13 protein-coding genes are annotated in these 16270 nt (G+C 33.0%); 10 read left to right on the top strand and 3 right to left on the bottom strand.

Translation table 11 applies throughout. The features are described 5' to 3' along the window. The first annotated feature begins 3 nt into the window (after positions 1-3). Genes CCY98_RS06185 through CCY98_RS06155 form a run of 8 tightly spaced genes read left to right on the top strand, consistent with a single transcriptional unit; the run spans position 4 to position 6325 of the window. On the top strand, positions 4-1089 hold the full coding sequence (locus CCY98_RS06185) for a PDZ domain-containing protein (RefSeq protein WP_112057701.1): 1086 nt from the start codon (positions 4-6) through the stop codon (positions 1087-1089). Continuing rightward, complete coding sequence (locus CCY98_RS06180; protein ID WP_112057700.1) at positions 1061-1927, top strand: polyprenyl synthetase family protein; 867 nt, start codon at positions 1061-1063, stop codon at positions 1925-1927. Before CCY98_RS06185 ends, CCY98_RS06180 begins: the two co-directional genes overlap by 29 nt. 10 nt (positions 1928-1937) lie before the next feature. Beyond that, positions 1938-2720 carry a 5'/3'-nucleotidase SurE gene (surE, locus tag CCY98_RS06175; RefSeq protein WP_112057699.1) on the top strand — a complete coding sequence of 261 codons (783 nt, stop codon included), beginning with the start codon at positions 1938-1940 and terminating at the stop codon, positions 2718-2720. Next, positions 2717-3409: a ThiF family adenylyltransferase gene (locus tag CCY98_RS06170; protein WP_112057698.1), complete on the top strand. Its 693-nt coding sequence runs from the start codon at positions 2717-2719 to the stop codon at positions 3407-3409. The genes surE and CCY98_RS06170 overlap by 4 nt, the downstream gene beginning before the upstream one ends. Then, complete coding sequence (locus tag CCY98_RS08450) at positions 3397-3558, top strand: hypothetical protein (RefSeq protein WP_181566554.1); 162 nt, start codon at positions 3397-3399, stop codon at positions 3556-3558. The genes CCY98_RS06170 and CCY98_RS08450 overlap by 13 nt, the downstream gene beginning before the upstream one ends. Beyond that, positions 3558-4439 (top strand): carbon-nitrogen hydrolase, encoded by an 882-nt coding sequence (locus CCY98_RS06165; protein WP_112057697.1) that lies wholly within the window; start codon positions 3558-3560, stop codon positions 4437-4439. Before CCY98_RS08450 ends, CCY98_RS06165 begins: the two co-directional genes overlap by 1 nt. Continuing rightward, the gene (locus CCY98_RS06160) at positions 4432-4992 is read left to right on the top strand and encodes a methyltransferase domain-containing protein (RefSeq protein ID WP_112057696.1); all 561 of its coding nucleotides are present in this window, start codon (positions 4432-4434) and stop codon (positions 4990-4992) included. The genes CCY98_RS06165 and CCY98_RS06160 overlap by 8 nt, the downstream gene beginning before the upstream one ends. Further along, on the top strand, positions 4985-6325 hold the full coding sequence (locus CCY98_RS06155) for an MATE family efflux transporter (RefSeq protein WP_112057695.1): 1341 nt from the start codon (positions 4985-4987) through the stop codon (positions 6323-6325). The genes CCY98_RS06160 and CCY98_RS06155 overlap by 8 nt, the downstream gene beginning before the upstream one ends. Here CCY98_RS06155 and CCY98_RS06150 read toward each other — a convergent pair. Further along, positions 6322-6540, bottom strand: coding sequence for a hypothetical protein (locus CCY98_RS06150; RefSeq protein WP_112057694.1), 219 nt, complete (start codon positions 6538-6540; stop codon positions 6322-6324). The genes CCY98_RS06155 and CCY98_RS06150 overlap by 4 nt on opposite strands. A 164-nt stretch (positions 6541-6704) precedes the next feature. Between CCY98_RS06150 and serS the strand changes: the two genes are divergently transcribed. Both serS and CCY98_RS06140 read left to right on the top strand, forming a co-directional pair. Beyond that, positions 6705-7997 (top strand): serine--tRNA ligase, encoded by a 1293-nt coding sequence (gene serS, locus CCY98_RS06145; protein WP_112057693.1) that lies wholly within the window; start codon positions 6705-6707, stop codon positions 7995-7997. A gap of 4 nt (positions 7998-8001) precedes the next feature. After that, positions 8002-10380 carry a hypothetical protein gene (locus CCY98_RS06140; RefSeq protein WP_112057692.1) on the top strand — a complete coding sequence of 793 codons (2379 nt, stop codon included), beginning with the start codon at positions 8002-8004 and terminating at the stop codon, positions 10378-10380. A 332-nt stretch (positions 10381-10712) separates the two neighbouring features. On the opposite strand, the gene CCY98_RS06135 is transcribed toward CCY98_RS06140, so the two are convergent. Beyond that, positions 10713-12617, bottom strand: a complete 1905-nt coding sequence (locus tag CCY98_RS06135; protein WP_112057691.1) for an ATP-binding protein — start codon at positions 12615-12617, stop codon at positions 10713-10715. Positions 12618-12950: 333 nt separating this feature from the next. Then, positions 12951-16270: LPD23 domain-containing protein (locus CCY98_RS08645; protein ID WP_343217649.1), on the bottom strand; the 3320-nt coding region annotated here is incomplete at its 5' end.

Raw genomic sequence — 16270 nt, 5'->3', positions numbered from 1 at the left:
TTAATGAAACAAAAACTCTTGCTTTTACTCTTTAGTCTTGGCTTAAGCATCAAGCTTGTCGCTTATGATTTTAGCACTTGTCAAATTAAAGCCGTGCATTCTATGGAAAAAATAGATCAAAGCTATGGAATCGCCATCAAGCCTTTGAAAAAAAATGCTAAACTTCCTGCAAAAAGTGTATTATTTTTTTATTCTCCAAATACCACCCCAAAAGACTACAAAATCCTCAAACACGATCCTTTCTTAGGATTTTATCTCCTAGAGTCAAAAACCAATCTAAACCCCATTTCTTTAAAAGAAATTAATAGCGAAATGCTAGAAGATGAGATTGCTAGTATCACGCCTACTCATAGTGTAAGTGGAAAGATTATGACAAGAATGCAAAGCCCTGTTGATTTTGCCACTTTAAATGTCCCAACTTTTCAGAATAGCCTTATTAATACCATTTGTGATCAAAACTATGGAATTGGTATTGGCAAAAATCAATTTTTAGAAAAAAAATATCTTGATCGCTTTATTAACAATCCCATTTATTATGGTGATATTGGCATTAGGGTGTTTCAAAATTCAAAAGATAGAGTTGAAGTCAATCTCATTGATCCATTTTTTGATAACAATCCCTTTGAGTATGGCGATATTATTATGATGATTAATGGAGAAGCTATCCCAAATGTTAGTCACTTTAATCGTGTGGTTTTAGATTTAAAAGAAGATTCTGTAATTCCTGTTAGAATAGAGCGCAATGGTATAGTGCAAAATCTCTCTGTAAAAGTGGATAAGCGACGTGGTGGTATGCTTTTAAAAGAAGATTTTTTTGGAAGAGTAGGCATAAAAATTTCTAATGACTTTACAATCACACAAATTTTACCTAGTGCTAAAAATGGTTTTGAAAAGTTACAAGTTGGCGATAAGGTTTTAAGAATCAATCAAAAAGATGTCCCACAAGATTATGATTCTATTATCCATTTTTTAGGAAGTTATGTTAATGATAGACAAAAATGGCTTATCTCTCGCAATGATTTTCAATTTTTTATAGAAGTTAATACACAAAAGGCAAAGAATGACAGAGAAACTTCATTCTCTTTTTAGCGAATTTGAATCTTACCTCATCTCGCAACCCCCTAAAGTCCCTAGCTTTCACCCTTATTATGAAAAAGCGCTTTGGGAAATGGTGCTAAGTGGTGGGAAACGATTCCGCCCTAAATTACTCTTAAGTGTTGTTTATGCTAATAAATCAAAATTTACTTCCAAAGCCTTTGCTCCTGCACTTGCTTTAGAAATCTTGCACACTTATTCACTAATTCATGATGATTTACCAGCAATGGACAATGCCACTTTAAGAAGGGGTGTGCCAACCTTGCACCACAAATACGATGAGTGTGGCGCAATTCTAGTTGGTGATGCACTCAATACTCATAGTTTTTATTGTATTGCCAAATCTTCTTTAAAGCCAAAAATTAAAAACAAGCTCACTGAGATTCTAAGCTATAATGGCGGAATCTATGGTATGGTTTTGGGACAAGCCTTAGATTGCTATTTTGAAAAACAAACTCTACCTTTAGAGAAGTTGCGCATCATTCATTTAAACAAAACTGCCAAACTTATTGCTGCTGCTTTAAAAATGGGTGGAATCATAGCCAAATGTGATAAAAAATTCTGCCAAAAACTTTATAAAATTGGCTTGGATTTAGGGCTATTTTTCCAAATCCGTGATGATATTATTGATGCAACACAAAGTTCACAAGAAGCAGGAAAAACAACACAAAATGATTCAGAAAAAAATAGCTATGTCAATCTTTTGGGATTAGAAACTGCCAAAATAGAAGCTAAAAAGCTTCAAGAATCTTTGCAAATGCAACTCCAATCTCTAAATCCTAAAACTAATCAAGCCTTAAGAATCCTTTTGGAAGAATATTTTACATTTTAATGAGGAATCTATGAAAAGAATATTGATTACTAATGATGATGGCTACCAATCCCCAGGATTACTAGCGCTTAAAGAAGCCTTATCTCCGCTAGGACATGTTATGATTGTTGCTCCTGCGAGTGAAAAATCTGCGTGTGGGCATGGAATGACACTAACGCGTCCCCTAAGATTTATAAAACTTGATGATGATTTTTATAAACTTGATGATGGAACGCCAACTGATTGTATTTATCTCTCACTTCACGCACTTTATGAAGAAGGATTTAAACCAGATTTAATTGTAAGTGGAATCAACATAGGCTCTAATATGGGTGAAGATGTTAGCTATTCAGGCACTGCTAGTGCTGCTATGGAGGGAGTTTTACACGATATTCCCTCTATAGCTATTTCGCAAGTCTTACAAGATAAAAATTACTTTGGATTTGATTTTTCTCTTGCTAAAGAAACTATTTACAACCTTGCAAAAAAAATCTTAGAAAATGGCTTCCCTCTTCAAAAAAGAGAGTTTTTAAATGTCAATATTCCACAGATTCCAAAAGATCAATGCAAAGGAGTGAAAATTACAGAGCTTGGAATTAGACTTTATGGGAATGATGCACATTTACATAGGAATCCTCGTGGAGAAGAATACTATTGGCTAGGACTTCATCCGCTAAATTGGAAAGAGCGCAATCAGCAAGAATCTTCAGATTTTAGCGCTGTAATGAATAATTATGTCTCTATCACCCCTATCACCCTTGATTTTACTGCTAAAAAAAGTATGCAACCCCTACAAAATTGGATTATGCAATGACAAATAAGCGCTTTACTCGCACTCTTTTACTTTTTAAAGAAGATGGTTTTGCAAAACTCCAAAATTCCAGTGTTTTACTTCTTGGGGTGGGTGGCGTTGGAGGATTCGCTCTTGATTGTCTTTATCGCACAGGAATTGGCAGAATCTGCATTATAGATTATGATAGCTTTGATGAAACCAATCAAAATAGACAAATTGGCTCTTTTGAGGGTGTGGGAGAAAAAAAGGTAAAAATCCTAGCACAAAAATATCAAGGCATAGAAGCCATAGAAACTAAAATCACTCAAGAATTTCTTCAAAATTTTGATTTTACTCCTTTTGATATTGTCATTGATGCAATTGATGATATTGATGCAAAAATCGCTCTAGCCCTCACAATTGCCAATCACCCCAAAAATCCAAATATGCCCCTACTTCTTTCTTCTACAGGAAGTGCTAAGAAACTTGATCCCTCACAGATTCAAAGCGCTAGTATTTGGAAAACCTATGGGGATAAATTTGCTAGAAAATTTCGCGAGGGACTAAAAAAGCAAGGTTTCAAGGGAAATTTTCAAGCGATTTTTAGCCCAGAACCCCCTCACTGCAAGGAATTAGGAAGCTTTAGTGGTGTTACAGGAAGCTTTGGATTGCGTCTTGCAAGTGAAGCCATTTCAATTATTTTAAAAAAGGAGACATTATGCAAATCTTAGCAAAAAGTTATGAAGATGAATGTGAAGATTTTGAAGAAGAAGAATACGATGGATATGATTCTAGATATGAAGATAGTGATAAATACAATTATGATGAAGATGATTACGATAATAGCGATAGCGATTATGAAAATGATGAGGATTATTAATGCAAAATATCAAAGTTGCTCTCATTCAACAAGCCTTTAAAGGCACAAAAACAGCCACCCTGCAAACCACTGCAAAAATGATCAAAGAAGCAGCAAAAAATGGTGCAAATCTTGTTTTATTACAAGAATTACATACAACAGAATATTTTTGCCAAAGTGAAAATGTAGATTTTTTTGATTATGCGTTGAGTTTTGAAGAAGATTGCGAATACTTTAGTGAAATTGCTAAAAACCATAAAATTGTGCTTGTAACTTCACTTTTTGAACGGCGCACAAGCGGACTTTATCACAACACTGCTGTAGTTTTTGAAACTAATGGAGAAATTGCAGGAAAATACCGAAAAATGCATATTCCAGATGATCCAGGATTTTATGAAAAATTTTATTTTACTCCCGGGGATTTAGGATTTACGCCTATCTCTACAAGCCTTGGAAAGCTTGGAATCTTGATTTGTTGGGACCAATGGTATCCAGAAGCTGCAAGAAGTATGACTTTAAAGGGAGCAGAAATCTTAATTTATCCAACTGCAATTGGTTGGTTTGATTCTGATTTTAAAGAAGAAAAAGATCGCCAAAGGGAAGCTTGGATAGCCATTCAAAGAGGTCATGCAGTAGCCAATGGGATTCCAGTAGTTGCCATTAATCGCGTGGGATTTGAAAAAGATAAAAGTGGAGTTTTAGAGGGCATACGCTTTTGGGGATCTAGTTTTGCCTTTGGCGCACAAGGAGAGCTTTTAACACTTGGAAGTGTAGAGGGTGAAGAAATTTTGTATTTTGAATGGGATAAAAAACGAAGTGAAGAAGTGCGCAGAATCTGGCCATTTTTGAGAGATAGACGCATTGATTCTTATCAAAATATTTTAAAGCGTTTTGATGATTAGCGACAAAGAAAAGTGGGATTTGCGCCACCAAAACAATCCTATCCCAAACTCGCCATTAGAACTTCTTTCTCAATACATTACTCAAGCGCAAAAAGGTAGAGCATTAGACATTGCTTGTGGAATGGGGAGAAATTCAAGATTTATGCGCGATAATGGTTTTGTGGTGGATAGTATTGATATTTCTACCTATGCCATTTCAAGCCTTAAAGATGAAGTCAATATTAATCCTATTTGCGTGGATTTAGACACCTTTAGTATCCCCAAAAATCATTATGATCTTATTTGCAATAGTTTTTTTTTGGAGCGCAGATTGTTTCCTTCTATCTTTGAGGGGCTTAAAAAAAATGGTATTTTGATTTTTGAAACTTTTGCAAGAAGCGACAACGAATCTCACAATGCTTTTGCTTCAGATTCTTCCCATCTTTTAAGAAAAAATGAGCTTTTAAGGGCATTTTTAGACTTAGAAATTCTTTTTTATGAAGAAAAGCTTATTTCCAGAAATCGAGATTCTCACACTTTAGCTTTAGTCGCTAGGCTTGTTGCGCGTGCCTAATTTTTTACATTTTTACTCCAAACAACGCAGCAAAAAGATTCTAAACATTGCTATCCCCTCTGGACTAAATTCTCTTTTGGATATTATTAATCTCTCTATCGATTTAATGTTTATCGGAGTTTTTGGCGCTAACGCCATTGTGGCTGTGGGAGTTAGTCTTAATTATATGATGTTAGCTTTTGCTTTTACAACAATTATTTTTGTTGGCAATAGCGCCTTAGTTTCAAGATTCCTTGGTGCAAACCAAAGAGAAAGCGCCAATGAAGTAGTTTTAAGTCTTACCTTTGCAGCTTTTTGTTTCTCCATTCCCTTGTGCTTATTAGCATTTTTATGCTATGACTATTTTTTTAGCTGGATTGGAATTTCTAATGAAGCCAAAGAAATTGGCAGTTCTTATTTGGGTTTGACACTTTTTACCATTCCCTTGCTTTTAATTAAACAAGTAAGCATTTCTTCATTTTCTGCTGCTGGAGCGACAAAAATACCCTTTTTTATTAAAATTTTTATCACGCTTATCAATCCTATCTTAAAATATATTTTTATTTTTGGCTTTTTAATTATCCCAGAATTTGGAGTAATTGGGGCTGCTATTGCCACTTTGATTATCAATTTTATTGAAACCTTAGCTCTTTTTTTATATCTGCTATGTTACAAAAAAAGCCCAATTTCTCTAAGAGGAAAAATTAATTTTGATTATATTAGACGCGCTTTTGTCGTTGGAATTCCATCAGGTTGTGAGCGACTTTTTACGCTTTTGTCTATGATCTTAATGGCTAAATTCGTAGCACTTTATGGCACTTTTGATTTAGCAGGTTATCAAATCGCCACAAGAATCGAGGGCTTTGCCTTTATGCCCGGATTTGGATTTATGATTGCTGCTATGGCATTAATGGGACAAAACCTTGGAGCACACAAACCTCTAGAAGCCAAATACAGCACCTTAAATACACTTTTTCTTGGAAGCCTTTTTATGGGGATAATTGGCTTAATTATGACATTTTTTGCTCCCTTTCTTACAAGTTTTTTTACCAATGATACTCAAACCATTGAAGCAAGTGCAAAATATTTAATTCCCATTGGTATTTCACAAGTCGCATTTGCTTTTATTTGTATCTTAGATGGTGCATTAAGAGGGGCAGGAATCACTAAAATTACATTAATCATCAACACTTTAATGATTTGGGGATTAAGAGTCATCCCTTGCTATTTGATTGCTAAGTTTCACTATCCTATTTCTTATATTTATCTTTGCATTTGCTTAGAGACATTTTTGCGCGCATTTGTATATTGGAAAATATTCCAAAAAGGCACTTGGAGAAAAAATAAAGTCTAGCCAATTAAAGCCAAAAATAAAGATAGATTTGAAGTAATGTAAAGCCCCACTACCAGCAGACACAACGCCACTGCAACAAAAACTAAAATTTTTTTCTCAAAGGAAGTTAGCTTATCACCACTTCTTACCACAGAAATGATAGTTGCAACAACAATCAAAAACGAAACTGCCACTATCAACATCAAAATCAAACCAAATCCACTAACACTATTCATATAAATTTTCCTTGAATTATTGTAATTTACTTGTAGCGGCGAATAATTTTTAAAATTATACCACCATTTTTTGCTAAAAATTAAAATCAATCTGAGAATTTATTATGTTTTAACAAGCTATAGGATAAAATGGACACAGATAATTATTTTTAAGGCTAGAATTTATGATTGATTTAAAACTCTTAGTGAATGATTTCGAAGAAGTTGTAGCACAACTTGCTAAACGCAATATTGATGAAGTTTTTTTAGAAACTTTAAGACAAACTCACCTTAATTACAAGCAAAAAAAGATCGCACTTGAAGAGCTCCAAGCCAAACAAAATAGCAAAACCAAACTCTTTGCACAATACAAACAAGAAGGAAAGGATATTCAACCACTTAAAAAAGAATGTGATTTGCTCAAAGCAGAAATCGCACTCTATACTCAAGAAATACAAGGCTGGGAAGAAAAATTACAAGAATTTTCTCATATTATCCCCAATATTCCTGATTCTAAAACCCCCATTGGTAAAGATGAAAAAGACAACATTGAGATTAAAAAGATTCTTACACCAAAAGAATTTTCTTTTACGCCAAAAGAACATTGGGAACTTGCTGAGCAAAATGGATGGATTGATTTTGAGCGCGGAGTAAAACTCGCTAAAAGTCGTTTTAGTGTCTTTATGGGAATAGCAGCAAAATTAGAGAGGGCGCTTATTAATTATATGCTTGACTTTAACACCCAAAGAGGTTTTAGTGAAGTGGGAACTCCTGTTATTGTGAATTCTCAAATTCTCTTTGGAACAGGGCAATTGCCAAAATTTGAAAATGATCTTTTTAAAATTTCAGATTTTGAAGAGGAGGAATTAGATAGCAAAGAAGCCAAAAAGGGGCACGAGCTTTACTTAATACCCACTGCAGAAGTTACACTAACCAATCTTTACAATAATGAAATTCTTAAAGAAGAAGATTTGCCCTTAATGATGACTGCCTACACGCCTTGCTTCAGAAAAGAAGCTGGGAGTGCAGGTCGCGATACAAGGGGCATTATTCGCCAACATCAATTTGATAAAGTTGAGCTTGTAGCTATCACCACTCCCCAAGATAGCGATATGATGCAAGAAAGAATGGTTTCTTGTGCTTCAGATTTACTGGCTTCATTAGGACTACCTCACCGCTTAATCCAACTCTGTAGTGGAGATTTAGGCTTTAGCGCTAGTAATACCATTGACATTGAAGTGTGGCTACCTGGACAAAATTGCTATCGCGAGATTAGTTCCATTTCTAACACACGCGATTTCCAAGCAAGACGCGCAAAAATTCGCTATAAAGATTCTAATAAAAAAAATATTCTTGTCCATACCTTAAATGGATCAAGCCTTGCTGTAGGCAGAACTTTAGTTGCAATTATGGAAAACTACCAAAATGAAGATGGAAGCATTGATATTCCAAATGTTTTACAACCTTATCTAAGGTAATCTAATGATTGATCAAGAAGATAGCAAACAGGTTATTCATCTTGATGATGGCTTAGATATTCTCCAAGACATTCTAACCAAAGAAGAAAAACCAAAACCACAAACCAAGTGGGATAAGCTGCAAGAATTCTTTAGAAAACATAAAAAAACTACTATTTCTCTTGCTTTATTACTTGGAATTTTTATGGTTGCTCTTATTTTTATCATCGGGCAATTTCTTACTCAAGAAACCAAAAAACCCCAAAAAACCACACAAATACTGCCACCACAACTCTCAATCCAAAAAGGTGGAGACATTATCCCTGATGCTGAAAATCTCGATGCGTTGCTTAAAAAGGCTAACTTTCTTTATTCAAGTGGAAACAAACAAGAGGCGCTTGATCTCTATGGTAAAATCTCAAACTATTCTGAAGGACTCTCTAGTTACAATCTAGGAGTTGCACAAATGGAAGAAAAATCCTATGCTAATGCAATGGAATCTTTTCAAAAAGCCATTGATTTAGGGGAGGATCGTGTAATTAGCTCCCTTAATGCTGCTGTTTGCGCATTATATCTCAATCAACCACTTAAATTTCAATATTATCTCAATCTTGCAGAAACCTACCTTCCTTATGCTGGGAATCTCCCCCTTTATTCTTATCTTTATGCTCTCACACACTATTATCAAGGAAATTATTTTGAAGCTTTCTCTCCTCTCACACACCCAAGTTCATCTTACTACCAAGAACAAAATAATCTCTTACTATCATCGCTATATGCTTATTTTAATAATAATCGCAAAGCCCTAGAAACCCTTAATAAAGATTCGGAAAATCCCAATCATTGGTTTAATCTAGCACTTCTTTATGCGAGAATTGGAGAATACAAACAAGCCAACACTTTAATCCAACAAACTATTGACACTTTTGGAATCTCTCTCCAAAGAGAAATGGCACTACTTCTTGTCAAACTCCAATTGCATGATTACACACAAGTTTCACGAATATTAAGCAAATATGCCAACAATAAAGAAGCCATCAAGCATAATCCCTACCCCATTAAAGTTACTTTAAAACAAGATTTTTTTAATATCAACACAGCCCAAAAACGATTTTGGGATAACTTCAGTGGTTTTAAGCTAAACTCCTATAAGATTCTCTTTTATTTTGCTCCTTACAAGGTTTTTGATGCACAAGAAGCTTTCAGTATTATCCAAGAAGGCGGAATCAATATCCACATAGAGAATCTCCAAGAAGCCAAAGAAATATTACTGCGCGGACAAACAATCTCCAAAGTTAATCGCAATATTGCCAATGCAATCTTAGAAACATTACAAGGCGATATTAGAAGAGCCAATGCTCTACTTATTAGCGCTACCAAAAACTATCCCAATCACTCTATCTTACATTACAACTTAGGGCTTAATTACGCGCAAATGGGAGATTTTGATCATTCTTATCAGCACTTCATACGCGCCTTTCACCTTAATCCAAAAGATTTATTAGCCGGTATTTTTGCACTTATTACTTCTCAACTCACCCATCGGGATTCCACACGCTTAGATAATGAAGTCTCTCAAGAATTCGCAAACCTAGAAACCACACCACAAGAAAGAGAATTTTTTCAAACACTTCTAAACTTTGCGCGTGATGGGACACCAAAACCCCTTGAATCGCTAGAAAACAAAAAAAGTAATGTTGCTATTTATTATGCTCTTAATTTTGTCCAAAATATAGCTCTTCAAGATCAGAATTTACTCATAGAATCTGCTAATGGATTAAAAACACTTCTTCCCAATGACCCCCTAAGTAACCTACTTAATCTTTTAGCAATCAATTATAAAGATGACCCAAAAAGCCTTGCTCTAAAGCTTCAAGGTTACTACCAAGATTCAATTATTAACAAAGATCCTATTTATTATGGGGCGGCTGTTGTTAGAGAAATGTATATTGAAATTGCTTATATTATTGGAACTTTGCATTATGTAGAGCAAGATTTAGACAATCGCCTCATTACCGAGCAAAAAGATGTGCGTGGAATCATTCAAGCACTCGCTTTGAGCTATATTTATCTCCAAGAGTTTGAAAAATCTTTCACACTTTATAACAGCCTTATTGATGACTTTAAAGAACAAGACACACAAACATTGTTTTTAGCTGCTGTTGCCGCAATTGGTGCAGGACATACCCAAAACGCCGCCACTCTTCTACAACTCTCTAAACTAGAAGCACCTACAAACTTTGAAACTAGAATTGCTAATGGACTTTTATATTTACAAGAAAATAACTATAATGCAGCTGCTTCACAATTTACTGCCTTGGTAAATTCTGGTGCAGTATCAGAGTTTTTTGATTTTAAAATTGATGTAGAAAAACTACAAAACAAAGTAAAAACTTCTAATTAAACCCTGCTCTACTTTTTACCTTTTATTATACAAAAAAGTATAGCAAATTATTTAAACTATTCTTTAGCTAACTTTTACCTTTCTTTTCAACAACAATGAATATAAGGTTTATATATTAAAAAAATCAATTTAAAAACAAAAGTATTTGTGTAATCAATACTAAAGAAAGACTTTTGTTAAACAAGTTTTAAAGCTATTTAGTCAGAAGCCCCACATGCTTTAGCGGGTGGATAACTCAAATTTATTGCCGAGCTTTGTTATTACTTAAATTTTCAACTTCAAATCAAAGCGCTTCGATTTAAAATGCGTTTTTATTAAAAAACATTTAATTTTTATATTTTTTTTAAATTTTCAACCCTTTCCCTTTTTATTTCTTTTTCTTTGAAATCGTAAATATCTTTATATTTTGATAGAGATAAATTACTTTTAACATCTTTTATGTGGTTTTCTAAGTCTTTTTTTCTTATACTAATTATTTCTTTCCAAGTCATTGGTTTTATGTTGTATTTATCTCCAGTTAAGCTTCCTGTAAATTCTTGCTTTTTTGATGAAATGCATATAGCCTTCACATAATCAATATTACTTCCTTGCTTTGATAATGATTTAAGAATTTTAGTGATATATTTATCAAACACATCGGTAAGTATTGATGAATTTATTTCTACTTTTGGTGCTTTTAACTCAATAAGTATTAATTTATTATCCTTAGTGCGAGGTATAAAAATATCCGGAATTGTATTTAATTGATTTTCACTATCTATATTTATTGGTAATTTTATTTCATTGAAAATTCCTTTTAATGATTGATCGCTAAAAAAATCAAGATTTAGATATTCTTCATCAAACAACCATAAATTATTTTCTACAATTTTATGTAGCTCCTTTCTTTCCTTTGTTTCTGCCTTCCCTTCGTTTAATACCAAATTTTCAAAATGCTGTAAAAAATCAAGTCTTGATATATAATTATAATATTTTTTTATTAGATTCAGAATATTAACATTCTCTCTTACATAATTAAAAACTTCATGATCTTCTTTTTCTAAATTAAAAACAAGTTCCAAATTCTCAAGCGTATTATAAGAATTATCTGAAATTAATCCTATTAGCGAGTTGCTAAAATATGATGCGTTGCTACGATTAATATTATGTTGTTTTATAAGCAACGGCAAAGATAAAACCATATATGCTTCTTTAATTTTTTCTTGTATCATTTTATCGGTTTCATCTTTGAAAAATTCACTCTCTTCTGCTAATTTATTAGCCATCAAATCTGCATTTTTAAGCCAAACTTTATATAATAATTTATCTAAGTCAGGTTTGTATAAATTCTTGGCTTCCTCTATAATCTGTGTATAGTTAGGATTAATATCGATAAATTCACAATCCTCTTCAAAACAACTACTCGTTAAAAATACAGTATGGCAGTTAAATATTGATTTTTGACAACCAGATGGTATTTTTCCAAGAGGAATATTATCAATATTAAATAAAAAAACATGCTTTTTATCGATTGCCAAATCAATCTCATTTTTCCAAACAACCATATATGCACTAATTTTTTGTCCATTTTTTAATTCATACTCTTTTTCCAGTTGTTCTTCTATATATTCTTCAACATTAATTTTAATATTGTTGATAGTTAAAGTGATGCCCTTTAGAAGTTTATCTGAAAATTCAACTATAATTTCTTTTTTTGCTTTTTCAATCATCTGTTCTATTGTATTGTCATTAATAAATTTATTTCCTAGTCTTTTGATATATAATTTCGTTGTAAAATTTTCTTTACGATTTGCAACTTCTTCTTTGACGCTAAATCCTATATTTTGATTTTCACCTTGAAAGACAACGCTATAACTTTTATTGTTATATTTTGTGTATATTATAATATCACTCAAACATTCATTTTTAAAATCAACAAACTTAAGATAAGAATATCTGCCTCTACTTCTTCCTCCTAAGGTATTTTTAATATAATCTCCACCTTTATAATGCGTCCATCTATTTTGCATATATTGATTATCGGAGCAATTAAAACCAGCACCATTATCTTTAATAGAGATAGAAATACCCTTACCAAATAAACTATTGCTTTCACACTCTTCAAAACAAATATCAATATGAGTTGCTTTTGCATCAATAGCATTCTTGATCGCTTCGCTAATTGGATTTAATCTCATGATGCTAGAATCGCTTTTGATTGTTTTAACTGTTACAATAGTATTAAAGCAACTTTTCATTTATGAGTCCTTTTTTACAAGGTTTCAACTCTTTAACTGTTGAGATTATATAGTTTATATATTAAAAAATCAATTTAAAAACAAAAATATTTGTGTAATCAATACTAAAGAAGGACTTTTGTTAAACAAGTTTTAAAGCTATTTAGTTAGAAGTCCCACATGCTTTAGCGGGTGGATAACTCAAAATTTTTAACCCTTTTAAAAAAACTCTTTTATTGCCGTGCTTTGTTATTACTTATTGCTTTCAGTTCCATTTGGTTTTTATCCATTAAAAACACGCTCCTTATCCTATGTTCTCCATTGAAAATAGTAAATTCTTTTTAAATAGTCTCTTTACTTCTCATTAAAATATTGAAAATCGTTTTTTCTTTCTTTAAAATACAGCACATTAGAATTTAACATTTTCTTAATTCTGCCAAAATCCCTTTTATTCATAGGGATAAAAGTTGTGTTGATAATTTCGCCATTAGTATCAAGGGCATATCCCACCATATAGGTATATTTTTCTTGCAATTGGTAGGGCTTAAAAAAGACATAAGAATCTTGTGCTATACTTTGATTGTCTTTATTCTGCACTAGTTTGCTATTTTGCATTTCCCTAGCATTCGCAGACAACTTTGGATTAGGGACATATTCTTGCTTAACGATAAAAAGCGGGTCGGTAAGAGTATCAAGGAATGCTCCGCTATACATACTCCTATCTTTCTTGTAAGTATTTTTCTTATTCATATGCTCCCAAGCGTGTTCTAAATTGATAGTGATTCCGCCTATGGGTGTATTGATATTGTTATATCCTCTGTTCTTTTGGTTTAAAAACTCTTGTTTGCTTAAAGCTTTTGGCAATGGTTCTGCAAAAGAATTTAACCTCTCTTCTAAGATCCTATCCTCCTTAACAAAAAGTTCTTTTAATATTGCTTTGCTTTGGAGAATCCTGCCTTTTTCATTTTTGATAATATATCTTGGTTCTAAGGCTTCTAAAAGGGGGTATTTTGCTTTAGCACTCTCCCAACCTTTTGTTAGTGTATTGCTTAGCTCTTGTGCTACTAGCTCTTTGTCTTGTGGATTGTCTTTTAGATATTTCACCCCTTTAGCAAAGGAGACACTTCCACCAACTCCACCTAGCATTCCTAACACAAACTTCTCTGCATTGAAGCTTATATTGCCATTCTCATCTTCTTCAATCCCTGCTACACTCCCACTTGCCAAACCCACTCCTAAGTGCGGATTAGAATAGTAGATATTTGGGCTTTTTTCATTAAAATATCTATGCTCTGCCTCTTTATCCTTTGGCTTTTCTTTTGTGATATTGCCTTGTATATCTGTGTAGCTTCCTTGATTGTCTATGTGCTTGATTTGATTGCTATCAAAGATGATAATAGTATCTGCCAATTTTCCTCCACTACCATTAGGATTGTCTTTGATATTTTTTAAAATAATACTATCGTATTTTGATAAATCAATATTTGCTATTTTGTCTATAATATAATCTCTTGAGTCATTAAAAGTATTTCCAAAATTTTCTATAATAAAAGGATTTTTCACTTTCAAAAAACTTTCATAGAGTGTTTCTCCATATTGTTTTGCCACTGCTTTATTGGAGGAAAAATAAGAACCTTGTGGCATTTCATAATCTCTTGTTAGTTCTTTTTGAAAGACTTCAAATTCTTTCCAACTGCCGTGATAAAATACTTTAGGCAAACCATTTTTATCCTTTGTGATAGGATTAGAATCCTTGTGCCATTCATACAAATCTTTGGCTTTTGCTTCATTGAAGTTGTAAGTTTTTTGGATTTTAGAAATAGTTTTTAACTCTTGTGGATTAAGTAAAACATTGCTATTTTTAAAATACAACAAATCCTCATCATCTCCTTTTATAAGCTTCTTTAGTTTAGAGATAGTTTTAATATCATAGAAAGTTTTATGCAAAAGCTCTCCATTTTGACTAATTGCAAAACTAGCTAAAGATACAAGACCATTTTCATTTACAAAAGGCTTGTAAAACACATAGGAATCTTGTATAATTTCTTTGTCGCCTATCTGAATCCTAGATTTGTTTTGCATTTTGGAATCTAGCGAGTTATTGCTCCTTTGTAGGCTTTTGCCTTGTAGAGACACTTTAGGACGATACTTTTGTCTCACTATAAAAAGCGGATTGACTAAAGTATCTAAAAATGCTCCGCTAAATTCTTTCCTATCTACATTGTAAGTATTTTTCACAAAATGGTTATAAGCCTTTGGCACATTGATTTTAATTTCTCCTATGCGTGTATTAACTTTAGCATTACCCTTACCATCTGTCCTAAACTGCTCTTTAAACTCCCTAAAACTTAGCACCTTTGGTAACTTCACTGCCTCTGCTTCTAAAGCTTCAATATTGATATTATCAGAATCCAAAAATGCCTTTTCTAAAGGTTTAGCACCATTAAAAGCTTCACTATGTCTCTCTACAATAGGTTTAATGTTTTTGTTATTTTTGTAATACTCTCCTGTCCAGCCGTGATATTGACTTTCATATAATCCAATTTCGCTCTCTAAATACTTAACCTTTTCATTTTGATTTTGCATTTTTTCATATAATCTATTATGCTTATTAGAATTAGCAGAAGAAGGATAAGATTCATATTCATCTATATATTTTTCTAGTTTTTTTAGTTCTTTTTCTAATCTTGGTTTTAACTTTTGGGCTTTTGTATAATGGGCTACATTATCTTTTCTTACTTTTTGGTTTAGTTCGCTTGTTTGATGTGGAAACTTTTCGCTTCCATAATTCATTCTGTTTTCTATATTTCTCGCTTCCATTTCTCCATAGCTTAATATATGGTGATCACCTCTTGAGCTTGAGCCTGTCGCAAAGTCTTCTATGTGCTGGATAGCGTGTTGTATTTCGTGGTAAATATAAGGCTTAATATCTTCTCTATCAGTCTTTTGCCCTATTGTGATATTCCTTGATTTTGGGCTATATGAAAAACCAAAATATTCATTATTCTCTACCACCACATCTTTTAAGCTAGGATACGCCCTAAAAAGCTCATCATCTTTTAGCATTTGTCCCAAAGTTGTTCTCTGCCCGTGTGTGAAAGGCATTTTTTCCCATATTATCCTGCCACCATTTGGATTAATTTCAAACTTCCACTTTCTATCTAAATCTTTATACCAGCCTGTGCTTTCCCATATTTCTAGCTCACTTTTGCCTTGTTTTTTCATCTCTTTTGCGACTTTTAGTTTTTTCTTTTGTGGTCCAAACTCTCCAGCCAATAAAGCTTTTTCCCCTGCAAAAATCTGCAGATTTATATCAAGATACTTATTTTTATTGAAAAAATTTGTTAGCAAGTTGTAGGTATTTTTGCTTAATCCGTATGATAGGCTTTTTTTAAACACTTCTTTGAAAAGCTTTGGATTATTTGTAGCCATATTTGGATAAGCTTTTGTTAGTTTTTTAGTTTTGTATTCTAAGCTTTTAACCACCGCCTTGCTCCCTAAGCTCCCACCCAAAAACCCTAACACAAACTTCTCTGCATTGAAGCTTATATTGCCATTCTCATCTTCTTCAATCCCTGCTACACTCCCACTTGCCAAACCCACTCCTAAGTGCGGATTAGAATAGTAGATATTTGGGCTTTTTTCATTAAAATATCTATGCTCTGCCTCTTTAT

The sequence above is a fragment of the Helicobacter sp. 11-8110 genome (assembly GCF_003288905.1).
GTDB lineage: Bacteria > Campylobacterota > Campylobacteria > Campylobacterales > Helicobacteraceae > Helicobacter_D > Helicobacter_D colisuis.
This window is presented reverse-complemented; position numbering and strand designations above follow the sequence as displayed.